Source organism: Moraxella sp. CTOTU47915 (assembly GCF_031986685.1).
GTDB classification, from domain to species: Bacteria; Pseudomonadota; Gammaproteobacteria; order Pseudomonadales; family Moraxellaceae; genus Faucicola; species Faucicola tetraodonis.
In genome coordinates this window covers 161,707-180,253 of sequence record NZ_DAMAAE010000001.1, presented here as the reverse complement: position 1 = coordinate 180,253, position 18,547 = coordinate 161,707, and the positions used below count along the sequence as shown (strand labels likewise).

At 44.8% G+C, this 18,547-nt stretch carries 17 protein-coding genes; 7 read left to right on the top strand and 10 right to left on the bottom strand.

All coding sequences use genetic code 11. The features are described from left to right. Positions 1 to 2 precede the first annotated feature (2 nt). Positions 3 to 950 carry a LysR family transcriptional regulator gene (locus RTL34_RS00785; RefSeq protein WP_312113825.1) on the bottom strand — a complete coding sequence of 316 codons (948 nt, stop codon included), beginning with the start codon at positions 948 to 950 and terminating at the stop codon, positions 3 to 5. A 135-nt stretch (positions 951 to 1,085) separates the two neighbouring features. On the opposite strand from RTL34_RS00785, the gene RTL34_RS00780 reads away from it, so the two are divergent. The 5 genes from RTL34_RS00780 to RTL34_RS00760 all read left to right on the top strand — a co-directional run bounded on the left by RTL34_RS00780 (position 1,086) and on the right by RTL34_RS00760 (position 6,425). Continuing rightward, entirely contained in the window at positions 1,086 to 2,324 is a 1,239-nt protein-coding gene (locus tag RTL34_RS00780) for an acyl-CoA dehydrogenase family protein (RefSeq protein ID WP_312113823.1), read from the top strand. Between the two features lie 120 nt (positions 2,325 to 2,444). Then, a complete protein-coding gene (locus RTL34_RS00775; protein WP_312113821.1) occupies positions 2,445 to 3,512 on the top strand; it encodes a phosphotransferase family protein in 1,068 nt (355 codons plus the stop codon). An 8-nt stretch (positions 3,513 to 3,520) separates the two neighbouring features. Next, a complete protein-coding gene (locus RTL34_RS00770; RefSeq protein WP_096488717.1) occupies positions 3,521 to 4,297 on the top strand; it encodes a histidine phosphatase family protein in 777 nt (258 codons plus the stop codon). 100 nt (positions 4,298 to 4,397) lie between these two features. Then, positions 4,398 to 5,201, top strand: coding sequence for an SDR family oxidoreductase (locus tag RTL34_RS00765; protein WP_159375678.1), 804 nt, complete (start codon positions 4,398 to 4,400; stop codon positions 5,199 to 5,201). Positions 5,202 to 5,612: 411 nt separating this feature from the next. Beyond that, positions 5,613 to 6,425: an SDR family oxidoreductase gene (locus tag RTL34_RS00760; protein ID WP_062334977.1), complete on the top strand. Its 813-nt coding sequence runs from the start codon at positions 5,613 to 5,615 to the stop codon at positions 6,423 to 6,425. A 129-nt stretch (positions 6,426 to 6,554) separates the two neighbouring features. Here the strand turns inward: RTL34_RS00760 and msrAB are convergent, their stop codons facing one another. Further along, positions 6,555 to 8,288 (bottom strand): bifunctional peptide-methionine (S)-S-oxide reductase MsrA/peptide-methionine (R)-S-oxide reductase MsrB, encoded by a 1,734-nt coding sequence (msrAB, locus tag RTL34_RS00755; protein ID WP_312114231.1) that lies wholly within the window; start codon positions 8,286 to 8,288, stop codon positions 6,555 to 6,557. Between the two features lie 326 nt (positions 8,289 to 8,614). Between msrAB and RTL34_RS00750 the strand changes: the two genes are divergently transcribed. Then, entirely contained in the window at positions 8,615 to 9,922 is a 1,308-nt protein-coding gene (locus RTL34_RS00750) for a sensor histidine kinase (protein WP_312113818.1), read from the top strand. A gap of 9 nt (positions 9,923 to 9,931) precedes the next feature. Beyond that, positions 9,932 to 10,492: a response regulator transcription factor gene (locus tag RTL34_RS00745; protein ID WP_312113816.1), complete on the top strand. Its 561-nt coding sequence runs from the start codon at positions 9,932 to 9,934 to the stop codon at positions 10,490 to 10,492. A gap of 210 nt (positions 10,493 to 10,702) precedes the next feature. On the opposite strand, the gene RTL34_RS00740 is transcribed toward RTL34_RS00745, so the two are convergent. From RTL34_RS00740 to RTL34_RS00705, 8 genes are all read right to left on the bottom strand, one after another. After that, positions 10,703 to 10,915 (bottom strand): cold-shock protein, encoded by a 213-nt coding sequence (locus RTL34_RS00740; protein WP_007116258.1) that lies wholly within the window; start codon positions 10,913 to 10,915, stop codon positions 10,703 to 10,705. 344 nt (positions 10,916 to 11,259) lie between these two features. Further along, positions 11,260 to 11,991: a glycosyltransferase family 2 protein gene (locus RTL34_RS00735; RefSeq protein ID WP_312113813.1), complete on the bottom strand. Its 732-nt coding sequence runs from the start codon at positions 11,989 to 11,991 to the stop codon at positions 11,260 to 11,262. 14 nt (positions 11,992 to 12,005) lie between these two features. Beyond that, positions 12,006 to 12,608 (bottom strand): class I SAM-dependent DNA methyltransferase, encoded by a 603-nt coding sequence (locus RTL34_RS00730; RefSeq protein ID WP_138019072.1) that lies wholly within the window; start codon positions 12,606 to 12,608, stop codon positions 12,006 to 12,008. After that, entirely contained in the window at positions 12,601 to 13,422 is an 822-nt protein-coding gene (locus tag RTL34_RS00725; RefSeq protein ID WP_201664374.1) for a PIG-L deacetylase family protein, read from the bottom strand. Before RTL34_RS00725 ends, RTL34_RS00730 begins: the two co-directional genes overlap by 8 nt. Beyond that, a complete protein-coding gene (locus RTL34_RS00720) occupies positions 13,410 to 14,507 on the bottom strand; it encodes an acyl-CoA dehydrogenase (protein WP_312113809.1) in 1,098 nt (365 codons plus the stop codon). The genes RTL34_RS00725 and RTL34_RS00720 overlap by 13 nt, the downstream gene beginning before the upstream one ends. 54 nt (positions 14,508 to 14,561) lie before the next feature. Beyond that, complete coding sequence (locus RTL34_RS00715; RefSeq protein ID WP_312113807.1) at positions 14,562 to 15,977, bottom strand: alpha,alpha-trehalose-phosphate synthase (UDP-forming); 1,416 nt, start codon at positions 15,975 to 15,977, stop codon at positions 14,562 to 14,564. Next, positions 15,965 to 16,798, bottom strand: coding sequence for a trehalose-phosphatase (otsB, locus tag RTL34_RS00710; RefSeq protein WP_096488725.1), 834 nt, complete (start codon positions 16,796 to 16,798; stop codon positions 15,965 to 15,967). The genes RTL34_RS00715 and otsB overlap by 13 nt, the downstream gene beginning before the upstream one ends. A 49-nt stretch (positions 16,799 to 16,847) precedes the next feature. Beyond that, the gene (locus tag RTL34_RS00705) at positions 16,848 to 18,011 is read right to left on the bottom strand and encodes a zinc-dependent alcohol dehydrogenase (RefSeq protein ID WP_036605031.1); all 1,164 of its coding nucleotides are present in this window, start codon (positions 18,009 to 18,011) and stop codon (positions 16,848 to 16,850) included. Positions 18,012 to 18,547: the final 536 nt, after the last annotated feature.

The following is an 18,547-nucleotide window of genomic DNA, read 5'->3' as shown; positions in this document are numbered from 1 at the left end:
CGCTAATGAAACGCACTAAAAATCTGCTGTCTTAGCCACCCATACAGCGGGTCAACCTGTTGTTGTTGGTGCCAATAGCCGTGTAACTCGATATGAGTCAATTCAATTGGCAAATCCAAAATCTGCCAGCCTTGGGCGGGTGGCAAAAATGTGGTGGCTAACTGGCGCGGCAAGGTAAGCAATAGCTTGTCTTGTTTTAGCAATTGAAAAGCCGTGGCATAATGTTGGCAACGGATTTTACTCTGCCGCTGCCAACCTGCTTTGGACAATAAACTATCTTCAATCGACAGACCTAGCCGCCTTGATGACACAGTTATATGTTGACTGGCAAAATACTGGGCTTGGGTGATAGTTGGTTCATTCGCCAATTCAGCCGCAAAATTTGGCGCATACAACACCAGCACAAACTCATCTCGCAACAAGGGTTGATGCACAATCTCACTATCCACCACCCGCGCCACATCAATGGCAAAATCCAGCTGTCCAACTTTTAGTTCATGCACAAGCGCTGAGCGATTGAGCCGGCTACTGGTGATTTGACAATTGGGCAGGACTTGATGAATTTGGCTGACCAATTTGTTAAACACAATCAATTCAATTTCATCGTGCATGGCAATCGTCAACGTAGCAAAGCTCTGCTGCGCCAGCTCGCCAAGTTTGTCCTCGCTCAATAAATGGTTAGTTTGAAATATTTGTTCGAGATTTTCAAAGCTTTGTTTGACGGTGGGATAAAGCCGTTTGGCATACAGGGTGGGGTGCAGTTCACCTTTTTCCCGATAAAAAAGTTCGTCCCCCAGCGCTTGGCGTAACCGACCTAACGCATGGCTAATGGCAGATTGGCTCAAATGCAAAGCTTCTGCAGTATGAGTAAGATTTTTAAGCTCAAAAATATAAATAAATAGCCTAAGCAAATTTAAATCAAGCTGCTTTAACGGGTTTTTATGCAACATTTGGATAACACCAGATATACCTCAGTTGTATGAATTTTATTTATAGTATTCTACTAATTAAAATCATTTTATTCATGATAATAAATCCGTTAAGCTGATTCAATGATTGTTTTAGCCAAATAAGGACAACGCCCAATGGAATTCCAACTTAGCGATAAAGCAAAAGACTACATCGCCCGTACCAAAGCTTTTATTGAAACCGAAATCGAACCGATTGAAGCAGAATTTTGGCAAGCCGCGCATAAGCTTAATCCCACAGGCGATTGGACGACTTGGCAATGGCCTGCCAAACTTGAAGAATTAAAAACCAAAGCCCGTGCGCAAAATTTATGGAATATGTTTTTGCCAGATGAGCAACTGGGTCAAGGATTAAGCGTTCAAGAATACGCCCATATTGCTGAGTTGTCTGGCAGAAGTCTTATTGCCCCCCATGTGTTTAACTGTAATGCGCCCGATAGTGGCAATATGGAATTGATTTGGCGCTACGGTAACGACGCCCAAAAACAGCAATGGTTAACGCCGTTATTGGCAGGGGAAATTCGCTCCGTGTTTGGCATGACAGAGCCTGCAGTGGCCAGTAGTGATGCCACCAATATGCAAGCCACGGCGATTGTCGAAGGCGATGAAATTGTGCTCAACGGTCGCAAATGGTGGTCTTCAGGTTTGGGCGATCCAAATGCTAAACTTATTATTTTTATGGCACACACCCCAGATGAGAGCAAAGATCGCCACCATCAGCACACCATGGTACTGGTACCTATTGATGCCAAAGGCGTCAAGATTGAACGTATGCTCAAAGTATTTAATGATTATGATGCACCGCATGGGCATGGCGAAATGCATTTTGACAATGTGCGTGTGCCGCTTAGCAACGTCATCGGCGGGGCAGGCGAGGGATTTGCGATTGCACAAGGGCGCTTAGGACCGGGTCGGATTCACCACTGTATGCGCTGTATTGGCGCGGCAGAAAAATCGCTGGAGCTTGCCGTCGATCGGGGGCTAAGCCGTAGTGCATTTGGCAAACCACTGCTTGATTTAGGTGGCAACCGTGAACGTATCGCTGATGCCCGTGTCAAAATTGACCAAGCGCGTCTGTTAACCCTGTATGCTGCCTATAAAATGGATAAACTTGGCACCAAAGCAGCGTTGACCGAAATCTCAGCGATTAAAGTGGTCGCCCCAACGGTACTACAAGAAGTCGTCGATATGGCGATTCAGCTGCATGGGGGGATGGGTGTAAGCCAAGATACGCTGTTGCCGATGTTCTTTAATCAAGCCCGCAGCCTACGCCTTGCCGATGGACCTGATGAAGTGCATAAAGGCATGATTGCCAAACTGGAAGTGAAAAAACGCCAACAAGCGACGACCAAATAACTAATAGATAACTAATAGCTAGTTAACAAAAAAGACGTAATGTCAGTTTACGTCATTTTGCTATTTGACCTAGTTAAAAATACAAGTTAAAAAACAAGATAAAAAAACAAGGATGAAACTATGCTTGATACTGCAAACCCAGTACGCAAAGGCGAAGAGATTGACAGCAACGCGGTCACCGAGTATTTAATGAGCCAAGGCATCGCTCTGCAAGGTCAGCCAGAAGTCACCCAGTTTTCAGGGGGCGCATCCAACTGGACATACCGACTAAAATATGCCAACCGTGATTTGATTTTACGCCGCCCACCCAAAGGTACCAAAGCCAAATCCGCCCATGATATGGTGCGTGAGTACAAAGTGCAAAAAGCACTGCAATCACAATACCCACGCGTCCCCAATATGGTCGCCCTGTGTACCGATGACCGCGTGATTGGTTGCGATTTTTATGTCATGGATCGCATCGAAGGCATTATTCCCCGCGCCAATTTGCCAAAAGCATTGACGTTAAGCGAACAGCAAGTCAGCGAGCTGTGCCGGCAGGTGGTTGATGCGCTGATTGATTTACACAAGGTCGATTACACCCAAAACCCTGATCTGGTGGCACTTGGCAAAGGTGAAGGCTACTGCGAGCGCCAAGTCATGGGCTGGGATAAGCGCTATGAGCAAGCCCGCACGCCTGATGTGCCTGATTTTGCCGATGTGCGTCAGTGGTTAACAGCCAACACCCCAACCGATGTCAAAACTAGCGTGATTCATAATGACTGGCGTTTTGACAATGTGATTTTAGACCCAAGCAATCCAACCAACATCATTGGCGTGCTCGACTGGGAAATGGCAACGATAGGCGATCCCTTGATGGATTTGGGCTGTGCGTTAGCTTACTGGATTCAAGCCGATGACAATGCGGTGATGAAAGCTACGCGCCGTCAGCCGACCAATCTGCCAGGCATGATGACCCGTGCCGAAGTGGTCGAATATTACCTGCAAAAAACAGGGCTGAAAGTGGACAACTGGCGCTTTTACGAAGTGTTTGGGGTATTTCGTTTGGCAGCGATTGCGCAGCAGATTTATTACCGCTATTATCATGGGCAGACGGATAATCCGGCGTTCAAAGATTTTGGCGTGATTGTCAACGCCTTGCACGACCGCTGTATCGAACTCATCGAAAAAAATAACAATAAATCATAGGGATTCTCATGAAACTCATCAGCCTTGTCCGTCATGGGCAAGCGTCATTTGGCGCAGACAATTATGACCAACTGTCCCCAAAAGGTGTCGCTCAGACCCAATGGCTTGGTGATAGTTTTCGCCAGTCAGGTCGGCAAGTACACGCGCTGATGTCAGGCAGTATGGCGCGGCAAAAGGATAGTCTCAAGCATTTTTTGAGCCATTATTATGTCACCCGTGAAGGCATTGAACTGACCGAAATCACCCACCATGTGCAAAACGCTTTAAAAAATCAGGCAAATCCCAGTTTGACCATGCCGCTATTGTTGGGTGAAGATAGCAGTTTTAATGAGTTTAATCATGAGCAAATTCTTTATAAAGCGGGGTTGCCATTTGCGGATAAGGCCAGTTTTATGGCGTATTTGTCCAGTCAAACACACCCTGAAATTAGCTTTACTGAGATTTTTACCCAAGCCATGAGCCGTTGGCAAAGCGGTCAGTACGACAGTGATTATGATGAAAGTTGGCAACACTTTTTACAGCGCACTTGGAACGGTTTTGAGCGTTTGATGGCGCAAACTGGGGAGCATGAACATGCGATGGTATTTACCTCAGGTGGCGTGATTGCCAGTATCATGCAGCAAGTGATGAAACTATCAGATGTCCAAGCTTTTGATTTAAACTGGCATATCGCCAACGCCAGTGTTCACCAATTTCGCGTGAGTGACCAGGGTGTTTTTTTACAGACCTTTAATGAGTTTAGCTATTTGTATCAACAAGGCGAGCAGATGGTGACTTGGCGCTAAAATTTAGCTTATCATTTTAACGTTTAAAAAAATTTAATAAATAATTAAGGAAGAAATAATGCAAACACTACCGGAATTACTGCAGCAAGTTCAAACCACAATGACACCCCCGAACACTGACTTATCTGGTTTTATCGATAACCAAGTGGGCAAAGGTAAAACTATTTTGATTACTGGCGCAAGCTCAGGACTGGGGGCAGGCATGGCGACCCATTTTGCTCGCATGGGCTATAATCTGGCAATTTGTGCACGCCGCACCGAACGCCTGGAACAACTCAAAGCCAACCTGTTAGCGGATAATCCGACGATTAAAGTCAGTGTCAAGGCACTCGATGTGACTGATTATACGCAGGTTTTTAAAGTGTTTCATGAATTTGCCCAAGAGTTTGGCAAGCTTGATCGTATCATCATCAATGCAGGGGTCGGTGAGGGTCGCCGTATTGGCAAGGGTAATTTTGAGATTAATCGCAAAACTGCCGAAATCAATTTTATCTCAGGTCTTGCCCAGTGTGAAGCGGCGATGGAAATTTTTCGCGCCCAAAATAGCGGTCATTTAGTGGTTATCTCAAGTATGTCGGCGTTCCGTGGTCTGCCAAAACATATGTCAGTATACGCGGCAAGTAAATCAGCGATTGCACAGCTTGCTGAAGGGATTCGTGCCGATATGCTGCTATCTGAGTTACCGATTAAAGTGTCAACGATATATCCAGGGTATATACGCACTGAGATTAACGAAGGTGCTAAACCGTTACCCTTTGAAGTGAGTGAAGAAATCGGCACCAAAGCATTGGCAATCGCGATTGAAGGTGAGCCTGATGAAGCGTGCGTCCCTGAACAACCGTGGACACTGATGAGTGACTGGATGAAAAACGCCCCACTGACATGGGTCAATGGTTTGGCATAACCCAAAAATTTCTAAAACAACCCAAATGAGACTTTGCGCTGATTTGGGTTTTTTATTGTCTTCATATAGGGTACTGCCAGCCTGTATATTTGCCTTTGGCGACAGATTTGACATTACCCAGTAAAAGGATGTTATAAAAATAATGAGTATGAAGGGCTAACCAGTATGTAGGATTAAAGGGTTTCAGTCATCATTAACCATATACCTATACTGTACCTATAGTTTTTCATGTGAGGCATTTAACGCCTATAGCGATATTTGCAGTAGGCTAAACAAGGGTCGTAATGATAAAATCAGCGACTCCTTGATGAATTTTCTTTATTGTTACGATAACTGAGTGGTACAGGCAACCAAACGATGAAAAAACTTGAAAACGCGCTACAAAAAATTGATAAATACGGTCAATTTGTGATGAAAAAACTGGTCAATCGACGCTCATTAGCTGAGCTACAAGGTATCGGTCAAGGCAAAACCGTATTGATTACCGGTGCCAGCTCAGGGATTGGCGCGATGATGGCACGCCGATTTGCCTATCTAGGCTATGATTTGGCAATTTGCGCGAGACGAGAAGAGCGATTAAATGCGTTGAAGCAAGACATTGAAAGCAAGTACCCTGTCAAAGCCTCTGTCAAAACTTTGGATGTGACCGACTATAATCAGATTTTTACGGTATTTGATAGCTTTGTGAGTGACTGCAAAACCCGAGGGAAAACGATTGATAAAATTATCGTCAATGCAGGGGTGGGCGATAGCCGCGTCATTGGTCATGGACGCTTTGAGACCAATCGCCATACCGCTGAAGTCAATTTTATCGCAGCGATTGCCCAGTGTGAGGCGGCGATGAAGATTTTTCGCCAGCAAAACAGCGGTCAGTTGGTGGTCATCTCAAGTATGTCAGCGGTGCGCGGTTTACCCCGTCATCTTACCACCTATGCCGCTGCCAAAGCGGGACTGGCAAATCTAGCCGAAGGCATTCGCGCTGATATGATGCAGGAAAAACGTCCGATAACTGTCACCACGATTTACCCTGGGTATATCCGTACCGAGCTCAATATCGGTGCCAAATATTTGCCGTTTGAAAGTACAGAAGAAGAGGGCGTCGAGGCGATTGTCGAAGCGATTGAAGCCAAAGTGAATGAAGCCTTTGTCCCAGCATGGCCTTGGCTGCCGATTGGAATTGGTATGAAAATATTACCGCTCAGGGTGATGACCAAATTTTTATAAGCGCATTTTTAAAAAATTTTAAAGTCTCGGCATAATCAAAAACGCCTTATTAAAAACGCATTGGCAGCTGATGGCTTGTCAAAGCGTTTTTGATATCGTTACCAGTCAACGTGCTACCTAATTGACTGGCTATTTTACCAATGGCATAAGTGCGCCATAGCCTGCCGCTTGCATGTCTGCCAAAGCGATAAATTGTAGCGCATCGCCATTGATGCAGTAGCGTAATCCGCCTTTATCCTTGGGGCCATCATCAAACACATGCCCTAAATGTGAGTTGGCGACCCGCGAGCGCACTTCCGTTCGTGTCATGTTAAAACTGCTATCGGTTGAGGTGGTAATGACGTTTACGCTAATGGGTTTGGTAAAACTCGGCCAGCCACACCCCGAATCATATTTATCCGTAGATAAAAACAACGGCTCGCCACTGACGATATCCACATATAAACCTTTAGCAAATAAATGGTCGTATTGATGACTAAAGGCGCGCTCAGTAGCTGCGTTTTGGGTGACATCATACTGCGCTTGGGTCAACCGACTTTTTACATTTTTATCGTAGTTTTGATAGCGGGTAGGATTGAGCGCCTCGGTGACCGTCGTGGCAGGCGCTAAGGCTTTGATAACGGGGATTTTTTGATTGGCAAGGCTAATATCAATATGGCAGTAGCCATTGGGATTTTTGCTCAGATAATCTTGGTGATAATTTTCTGCGTCATAAAAATTCGCCAAGGGTTTATTTTCTACCACAATTTTTTGCGGATATTTTTTTGCCAAATCGGCAAGGGTTTTATCAATGATTGGCTTATCATTGGCATCGGTATAATAAATGCCGGTGCGGTATTGCGCCCCGCGGTCATTGCCTTGTTTGTTGAGACTGGTCGGGTCAATCACTCGCACGTAGTACGCCAAGAGGGTCTCAAGATTGGTTTTATCGATATCATAAATAACTTTGACGGTTTCTGCGTGCCCTGAGCCTGCTATCACCTGCTCGTAGCTCGGGTTCGCGCTATTGCCATTGGCATAACCCGATATCACATCGACCACGCCATCCACGCGCTCCATATAGGCCTCTAGTCCCCAAAAACAGCCACCCGCTAGATAGATAGTATGCGTGCGAATCGGAGTTTTACCATCTGCTTGATAATATACACCGTTATGGTTAATCGGTGCTAAAGCTTTGGCGCTAGCGGCTTGCTTGTTAGCTTGGTTATTAGCCTGCTCATCAGCTTGGTCAGACTGGCTAGGCGGAGTTTTTGCTTGATTCATGGCTTTGAGTTCTGCAAAGTCGTTGCTAGCATTGTCTGATAAGGCTTGGATTTGTGTTGGGGTAAGATTGCCTTTGACCAGTTTTAATAAATTGCCTTGTTTATCCAAAATCGCAAAACTGGGATAGACTTGCACGCCAAATTGTTTAATCAGCTTGCCATTGTTATCCATAAGCACCGGTAGGTTAGCATAGTCTTTGGCAAGCACTGTGTACCAAGTTTGAAAATCTTGGGGGGATTTTTCACTCAAATGACCTGGACTGACTACGCTGATGACATTCATATTGGGATACTGCTTTGCCCATGCGTTGCTTTCTTGGAGCGTTGCCAAACACAGCGGGCACCAGCTTGCCCAAAATTTCACCACAGTTGGCTTGTTGGGGTCAATCACATGATGACCCATTTTGCCTAATTTGGGATTGATTTGGCTCAAACCTTGTAAGGTTGCTAACGTATCGGTCGGTAATACATCCGCTTTGCTGGTAGTACGCGCAGAGCCAGCGTTTTCTTTGGCATTCATTTTTTGACAACCCAGCAACAGCAGGCTGGTTATTAGCAGGGTAACGGTTAAATTCTTAGCACTTTGAGGAAAATTGACCATGGTACATTTCTCATCTATTTGTAAAGCGTCAAAGATAGCGGTGAGTTGGCACTCAAATAAATTTTTGATTACAAACATAAAGTGAGTCTTTATCTGATTGTAACTGAATCAGCAAATAAGCACACTTTAAAGTTTTAAAAATTAACATTAAAAAAATTATGCCATCATCCATAGGGTTTAAGAAGAAAACTTTTGGTGTATTGATGGTTATCCTAGCATTGACTAGCCATTGATTTACTTTTGACACGTTAATTCGCTCGAAGTTCGCTCACAGTGCGGCTGCTTCATGCTAAAATTTTGTTTTATGGTTCGTCAAAAGTTTGCCCATGCATCAAGCCATCAAGAACGTCGCAAAAGCCCCCATGATTGCTCGCTATACGTGGTTAGCTATTATGGTCGCCGCTATGATTTGTGCTGACCAATGGGGCGTTGCCAAACAGCAAATCAATCATCTACTCACGATTACCATTATTTATGGGGTCAGCGTTGAGCTAACTAAACGCCTAATGGCTATTCGACACTTTAACCCACAACAATCTTGGCTCATGTTGGCGGGATTTATCGGGGATTTACTGGCGTGGTCAGCCTTTATTTATTATTCAGGTGGGGCTGCCAATCCGTTGATTACCTTATTTTTGACGGTGATTGCTGTGGCGTCTATGGTGATGCGAACCATGCACATCATCAGCTTGTCGGTGCTGTCAGTTGGGCTATATACGCTGTTATGGTATTGTTATGTGCCGCTGACCCTGAGCCACCATGATCATGCGGTGGGTCAAAAACTCCATTTACTCGGTATGTTTGGGGTGTTTATTTTTGCCGCCATCATGTTAACTGCCTTAACGGTTTATTTTAAACAAGCGATGAGCCGTAGTTATCAGGCGCTTGAGCAAGCGCAGCAAGCCATTCACCAACAACGTCGGTTGCTTGCCATCAGTAGTCTTGCGGCCAATATCGCCCATGAGATGAGCACGCCGATTGCGTCGATGCAATTACTAAGCGATGATATTGCCCAGCAATTAGAGGAAGACGACGAACTGTTGGATGACATAAAACTGTTACAGTCACAAATCGACGTCTGCCGCCAATCGCTGCACAAGCTCAAATCCCATATCCAATCCAATGCGCTCCCGCCAGCGCAATCAGAGCCATTGGCATGGGTAACGTCATCAAATTTACAAACGCTATTGCCCAAAGTCGTCAATGATTGGCAATTTATCAACCCCCATGTTGAAGTAGCACTCAATGTACCACCACAACCGATCGATGTGCCCTTGAGTGAAGAACAGCTGTATTCTATTGTGATGAATATGCTCAATAATGCCATGCAGGCACAAGCCACAATGCTTAGTATTAGCGTACAGCTTGCTCAAAACGTGATGATTATAATTGAAGACAACGGACAGGGTATCGACAGTAGCATGGTACAGCGTATCCAACACCAAATCGCCATCGAATCTGATCATGGCTTAGGGCTTGGCTTGACGATTGCCAAAACAGTTATAGAATATGTTGGCGGACACCTTGAGCTGACCAATAAGCAAAATTCACCCCTGCAAAAAAGGTTAGATGATTCAGGTACGTGCGTGAAGATAACGTTACCAGTAATCGATGCGCCCGCCAGTTTGTTGTAGGAGACTAGGTTGCAACACCCACCCCTGTTAGCAGAGACATGGCTTATCATTGATGATGATGAGGTGTTTTGCCGTATTTTAAAAAAGTCGTTGGAAAAACAGGGCAATCAGGTATTGACTGCCACCAATGCCGATAGCGCGCTACAACTGGCAAAGAAGCAATTACCCAAGTTTATTATATTGGATCTCAACATCGGTGATGACAACGGCATTCATCTGATTAAGCCATTACTCGCTATTACGCCTAACGCCAAAATTTTAATGCTTACTGGCTATGCCAGCATTGCGACCGCCGTCAGTGCGGTCAAAATGGGCGCATATCATTATTTGCCTAAGCCTTGTAGTCTAGATGAAATCTATAAAGTATTGGATATTGTAGCAGCCCCTACAAAGTCAATCGGTAATGCCACAGATGAACGTTTGTCACTTGAACATCACGAATGGGAATACATCCACCAAGTATTAGATGAATGCCAAGGCAATATCAGTGAAGCCGCGAGGGTACTAAAAATGCACCGGCGCACACTACAGCGCAAACTACAAAAAAAACGTAAAGTGGATGCGCAATAACCTTTTTTAACCGCACACAGCAGCCCACAAATTATCGGCCGAGGCAGCCAAAAAGTTGGGTGAGCAAAAGACACAAAAAAAGCGCTTATAATAAATAAGCGCTTTTTTGATAGCTATTTTCTGATATCTAGGCAAATGGCTAATCAATCAATGCAGCGTTATTCACGCCACGCGTTATCAAACCATTTACGATAGTAGGCTTAGCTAACCTTAGATAGCAACGATATTGCTAGCTTGATCGCCTTTTTGACCTTGGGTCACAACGAAAGATACGCGTTGACCTTCGCTCAATGTTTTGAAACCTGAGCTTGCGATTTGGCTATAATGTGCGAAAACGTCTTTGCCGCCATTGTCTTGTTCGATAAAGCCAAAGCCTTTTGATTCGTTAAACCATTTTACGGTGCCGTTTACAGTATTTGACATAGGATTGTCCTTGATTAGATAGATTTTAAAAGTGGTCATCTGACCCTAAAGCTGGAACTAAGCCACAACACGATTCTATTCGGTATGAAAGAATTGCGGTAGTTTTGATACACGATTGACTTAAAATCTAGGACACAAGCGTAATGGAAACGAACTTAGAATAGACTTAATGTAATGCGATTGAAACTTCTGACTGCTTTCTAGCTGTTGTCCAGTATATAGTAATACCGGCAGATAGCAAGGAATATCACAATAGTTTTGTAAGTGAACTGTGTTAAACCCAACTTTTTACCTTTATTTAAGCCAAAGGCTGGTTTTCATTTAAAACAAAGGCGGATTCTTATTTAAGCCGAAGGCTGATTCTCTAAGCCCCTTAAAAAATGGGCAAACCCTTCATCCGCACGAGCATCAAGGCGACTGCTAGTCACCACGCGTACCAAATTACTCCAAATAATGGGTAAATTGGCTTGCTCAAATTTTTTCACCAAACCCACATCTTCATGGCAAGTTAATTCATCAAAACCACCCACCGCCAGATAATCTTGACTGGCAAAGCTCAAATTTGCCCCATGAATATGGCGATGATCCATACAATCTTGATAATGGGCGAGGTATTGCTGTTTGGTACTCTCTGACAACGCATCCCAACAATCGATGCTCACTACGCCACATATCATGGCTGTGGGCCTAGTGGTGGGCGTAGTTGTGGGCTCAGCTTTTAGATGTTTGATTTGTGCCATTAACCAATCAGCTTCCACCATACTATCGGCATCGGTGCAAGCAATCCAATCAGCCCCCTGTTCAATCAAGTAACGCACGCCCAAATCTCTGACCTTACCCACGCAGCGAAACTCACAGCGCAGCCAGTCTACGTGGGCGTTTTGTACTTTTGATAAAGTATCATCATCACAGCTATCTAGCACGACCACCATTTGTACCGCTATGTCGCTTGATAGCTGAGCAATCGCCTGTTTAATGGCATCCAAACACGCGCTGATGCTATCGGCTTCATTATGGGCAGGGATGACTATGCCGATTTTTTTGGGTAGCCGCTGTGGGACAGTAGTATTTGCCATAATGCTTTTCTCAGTTATTCCACTAGATTTTCTTGCTTGGCAAGGCTTTGGTGATTGGCTTGCCAAATGGTCAACAAAAAATCTTGGTCAATCACATGGCTTTGCTGACGGTAGTGCAGCTGTTGTTGCAAACTGTCGTGGACTGTTTCGCCTGTCAGTTGAAACCCGTCAATCGGATAGCGCCAATGACAGGCTAAAATCACGCCATTGTCGGTTAATGCAGTGTTGAGCCAAGCGATGACTTCGGTCAGGGCTGCAGGCGCCAAGTAATATAAAATCTCACTGACCACAATCAAATCAAATCGCTCACTGGGCAAATCCTGCGGTATCAAACCTTGCATAACTTGCACATGTGCCTGGTTTTGCAGACGCTCACTGGCAAGTTTGACTGCCTCAAGTTGCCCATCCACACACCGCAAATAATCGCAGCGCTGGGCTAACTGCTCACTAAATACGCCATTGCTACAGCCCAGTTCAATCGCCTTGGCAAAATGCGGATAGGGCAACAATGACAAGCAAATCGCGCGTTTTCGCACTTCATACCAGCGTTTTTCATATTGCCAAGGGTCGCTACTATCGGCATAAATTTGGGCAAAATACGCTGACACATCAGTCATGAAGATATACCTCAAATGGTTGGCTAAGCCTGGTTAACGTGGTATCTGACAAAATAGGCGCTGTTCCTGTTGTTGGGTCAGCATAGATTTGGCTGCTAAAACAGCGCATGGCATAACTTTTTCGCTGCGCCTGCAATTCGCTTAAATCAAATCGCCATGCCTTGTGCCATGGAATACGTCTATCGCCAGGTTTTGCCCAATGCCATGCCCAAATCAGCACTTGATAGCAGGTCAAATTTAAGCGACTTTTAAATGCATGGGCAAAACGCTGCACCACTTGCCCAGTGCCTTCATGGTCGGGATGACCATCGTACGCAAATGGGGTGATTAAAATATCAGCGTGCTGAATCAGCGATGTTAACTTGTCAAAAAAATCCGCTTGTCGCCCAAAAACTTCGCCATCAGGAAAATTCAAAGTAGTCATCGACACATTGGGCAAATCTAAACTGCTATCGAGCGTTTCAAGTGCAAGCTGGCTTTCAAGTGCGCGGATTTTTGCCAGTTTGTCGGTCGGATACAGCGGTGAGTTAGGGTGGCTTTTCTCGCCTTGGGTGACACTAACAATCAATACCTGATTACCTTGAGCCACCAACGCTTGCAGCAGTCCCCCACAGCCCAAAATCTCATCATCTGGGTGCGGCGCAAAAATACACACACGCCGATGGGTGGGAAAATGGGTCGATATATCTAGTCTGGTGATACTGTGCAACCCTTGCCACGCTTGCCAGTCTTGTGCAGAGGTGCCGTCGCCTGCAATTAAACGGTCACCCACAATCGGATGCAGTGGGGATGGCTTAGAATCTACAGTTGCCATAATGCCCCTTGTGAATCGCCTAGCTGTTCGGCAGTCAATTTGCCAATCGCTTCACTGTCAAATGCGCCATGGGTTTGACGGATAAATACCGATAAATCTGCCGCTAGCCGTGCAAAATGGGCGTTTTTACAATAAGGCGTTGCGCCCAAAGCTTTACCAACTTTTTCAAGCACTAGCATGGCGGTAGTCTCCACTTGCGCTCTTAAGATACGGATGGGGAGTGCATGACTTTGGGTAGGCTCACTATCGATTAATTGCGCAACTTGATAAAAGTACGCTTGGGTGACACTGAGTGCTTGCGACACTTCGCCAAGATAAAGTGCTTTAAAGGCTTGGGGTTTTTGCTGATAACTGTCCAATAAAAACTGTGCCAACTGGGCTGCCGCGCCATACCAACAAGCCGCTACCCCTGCCGCACCCTGCCAAAATCCTGGGCGGTCGAGATAAGGGCTGCTACCTTTGGCAAGCGCATTTGATATGACTTGGGTGGCGTTAGCACCTTTTAGATGGAGCGTGGCTGTCGCCGTGTAGGGCATACCAACCGCGTACCAACCGCTGTCATCAATGGTCACTTGCGGTTGGTTCATGGCTAACATCAGCAATTGGGCGTTATTTTGGGCATCTCGGAAACTAACCAAGCCATGATCGACAAAGGTTGCACCCGAACACCACAGTTTTTGTCCCGTGCATGTTTCGCCATCAAAACGCAGTGGCTCATCACCGCCTTCTGCTGCCCATACGGCCCATAGGCCTTCAGCGATATCGTCCACGCCCAATTCTGCCAGAATCGCCAATGCATCAAGATGGGACTCAAAAAATTTGACCAAGTTCAAATCACAAGCGGCAACCTGTGCCAATACTTGCCAGCGCTGTAAAGTATGACCGTTTGCGGGCAAGGCAATTTGAGCGGATAAAAGCACCAACTGCGACAAAGTTTGCTTTAATTGTGTGACATAAGCAGCATCGCTTAGTTTAGGTGATGTATCAACCGTTCTGCGAAAGTCTTGCAAGATAGCGGTGATTAATTTACTCAAGTCCGATTGGTGATAGTCGGTAGGTAAAGCATGATCCAACACTGGTGTCATTGTGAGTTTCTCATTGGCTGTTTTATGGTTTGTTTTATTGTCTCTTTCATTGGGTTATGGAGTTTTTTCCATGTGGGTCAAATCTGCCAAAAAATGCGCTCGCCACGTGTCAATATCGGTCTCATAGATGCTCTTTAGTAGCGATTGGTGACGTTGTTCCCGTTGTTGTTTGGTCATGGTCAATGCTTGGTATAAGCCCTCTATCATGCTGTCGTTGCTATTCGGGTCGACCAAGATAGCTTGCTGAAGTTGGTGCGCTGCCCCCGCATTTTTAGACAAAATCAAAATCCCTGCGTTTTGTTCATCCTGTGCAGCAATGTATTCTTTTGCCACCAAATTCATGCCGTCTTTTAGCGAGTTAACCCAACAAATTTGGCATTGCCTAAATAAAGGCATTAAATTGTCATGACTGACAGGGTCTTCTTGATAGATAATCGGTCGCCAACTGGCAGTAGCAAATTGGCTATTAATTTGCTCAACTAGGGTGTGCACTTGTTGTCGTAACTGTTGGTAGGTCTGAATATCGAGACGGGACGGGCAAGCAATTTGATACAGCTGAATTTGTTCAAGATATTGCGGATAACGCTGCAAAAAGGCGGCAAAAGCTTGTAAGCGTTCGGGAATGCCTTTGGTGTAATCCAGTCGTTCCACCGCTAAAATCGTGGTGATGGTTGAATTGAGATTTTTTAATACAGCTTGGTCGGACAGCGGTTGACTGGCAAGTTTATGAATATAGACGGGATTGATACCAATCGGATAGGCTTGTATTAAGGTGGTATGATTGCCATGGCTAATCAGCGTACGCCCATTTGTTTGAGTAATCTGGTTGGCGTGGGGGAGTAGCTGCTCAACCACCGCGACACAATTTTGAGCGTCTTGTTGGGTTTGTAGTCCAACCACATCATAATCGAGTAATTGATGGATTAAAGTTTGTCCATAAGTCAAAAAATCCCACACCCATAACTGGGGAAACGGAATATGCAAAAAAAAGCCAATGCGCTGTTTCATGCCTAAGTCACGGCAATGCCTTGCTACCGCAAAAAAATGATAATCTTGTATCCAAATCATATCGTCAGGCTGCGTGATTTGCTGTAGCTGTTTGGCAAACATACGATTGACAGCTTGATAAACGCTAAAATCTTCACTACTTGATACAATCAAATCCGTGCGGTCATGCATCCCCGCCCAAAGTCGATTATTGGCGTAACCACAATAATACTTTTCATATTGCATGGGTGAAAAAGCCGTCGTGACATAGGTGACCTTGTCATGCTGCTCAGTCGCAAATTGATTGACGGTATCGGGCATATCGCTGATATTTGTCACTACTTGACCGTTCCAACCGACCCAAATACCGCCATCTTTGGCAAGGGCTTCTTGAAGCGCTACTGCTAACCCTCCTGCTACGGCTTTAGGTGACTTTTTACTAGGTAAATTAACCCGATTCGATAACACAATCAACTTTGACATAGGGTCAATAATCCTTGAAGTAACGCGGTAACGGCTGAGACGTCGCTCACATAATAATGGGCATGGGTGGGTTCACAACCGACTTTGACACCAATTCCTTTGATATCACTACCTTTCTTATTTGATGTATCACCATAACTTTGTACGGCAATAAATCCTGCTTCATCGGTCACATCATCGCCGATAAATATCGGACGGCAATGAGGGTGATAGTGTTTTAAAACATGGTTAATGGCACTGCCCTTATCGACACCTTGCGGCAATAGCTCATACACACATTTGCCCGCTTTAAGTTGCCAATCATTAAAATCATGCCCAATAGCTTGCATGATAGTTAAAGCGCTATCGGCAAGTTCGGGATGCTCACGAAAATGCAGTGCCACACCAAAAGGTTTTTGCTCAATGCGCCAGTGTGGATGATTACCAGTGGCGTTAACGATACTTTGATTAATTTGTTGTAGCTGCGCTGAATCAATATCCACCAAACAATAGCTATCGATTAGAGTATCGCATTGCAAACCGTGACTACCAATCACAGGCAGTTTTAACGGCGCTGTCAAACGCCTAGCATCAGCAACCGACCGCCCTGTTACTAGCCAAAGGGGTAGATGATTTTGTAACTGCGCTAAAATTGCTAAATTATCATTGCTGATAAAACTTTGTTGGGGATCGGAGTGAAATTCACTAAGCGTCCCATCAATATCTAACAATAGCAAAAAATCACCAACCCCTTGCACAACTTTGGCTAAATTATTGGCTAAAAGTTGTGAGGGGCTAGTGATGGAATGCTTAATCATGGTATCAAGCTGATTAACGCTCATTTTATCATTCTAAATTAACCATGCTAAATCTATCCATGACAAGGTAAAATTACGGTGTCAAAATCACTTTTCGACATTCTTCTTCACGTTTTTCAAAGATTTCATAACCTTTTGCCGCATCCGATAGATTCATACGATGGGTAATAATCGCTTCAGGCGATAAATCCCCATTTTCAATATGTTCCAGCAGTTGTGGCAAGTATTTATGTACATGAGTTTGACCCATTTTAAAGGTTAATCCTTTGTCAAACGCATCACCCATCAAGAAACCATGAATTGGACCTGCATATACCCCAGGAATACTGACTGTACCACCGCGGCGTACCGCTGCCATACACTGACGTAATGCCGCGCCACTTGAGCCTTCGAGTTTGAGCGTCGTCAATACCGTTTCAACTATGCTACCTTTTGATTCAAAACCAACGGCATCAATCACCGCATCGACACCACGATGCCCCGCAGTTTGCTCAATAATAGCTTCTGCGGCATCAACTTTGTCAAAATTGACAGGAATTGCGCCATATGTATCTTGTGCGTATTGCAGACGATAGTCATTGTGGTCAACGATGAATATTTGTGCCGCGCCTAACATTTTGGCACAAGCGGCTGATAGCAAGCCCACAGGTCCTGCACCATAGATAGCCAAAGTCGAACCTTTGGTGACGTTGGCATTCGTCACCGCTTGCCATGCAGTCGGCAAAATATCCGATAAGAACAACACTTTCTCATCAGGCAATGAGCCTGGAACTTTGAAAGGACCAAAATTGGCTTTTGGGACACGCACATATTCTGCTTGTCCACCCGGCACACCGCCGTATAAATGACTAAAACCGAACAATGCCGAAGGTGGTGGGATAAGCTTTTTATTCATCGCCGCGCCGGGACCCTCATTGGTGGTCTCACAGGCTGCCATCAAATCATTTTGACAAAAAAAGCAGCTACCACAGGCGATTACAAAGGGTATCACCACGCGATCGCCTTTTTTTACCGCCGTGACGTCAGCGCCCACTTCTTCGACCACTCCCATAAATTCATGACCAAAAATATCGCCTTCTTCGGTCGCAGGGATCTTGCCGCGGTATAAATGTAGGTCCGAGCCACAAATGGCGGTAGCAGTAACTTTTAAGATAATATCATCTTTGGCTTGTAACTGTGGGTCGGGAACATTGTCGACTCGAACATCTTTGGCACCGTGGTAGGTTAATGCGCGCATGGGTATTACTCCTGATTGTTGTTTTGCTGTTATTGTTATTTGACCAAATAAAGCAGCGCCACTGAACTGATATATTATGTGGCGTTATCATTTGACGTTTTGCAGAGTAACATGCGCCATGCATGGTTGTTGTCTATTCATGTAGTAGATAGGTTAATGTAATGTAAGTAATCTTAAAATAAACCATTGAAAATATTATATAATTTTAATAATTGTCCATAAAATTTTAGTATCAATTTTTAGCTATGGCTTAAACTTTAGTTCGCGTAATTTTTTTAAAAAATAACGGTCAACGCGCATAATAAAAGTCAAGCCGCTAATTCGCTATTAGGTATTAAAAGGAAACGCATATCAGCCAACAACAAAACCCAGTCAGTCAACTTAGTCAGTAAAACTGATTAGGTGTATCCCTTTGGAAGTTATATATTAAGCCAAGCTTTGGTTATCCATGACTTTATTGACATTTTTATTGTCAATTTTTAATAGGTAACACGATGAATTCTGCAAGCTATTGACACAAGTGATAATTGAAAATA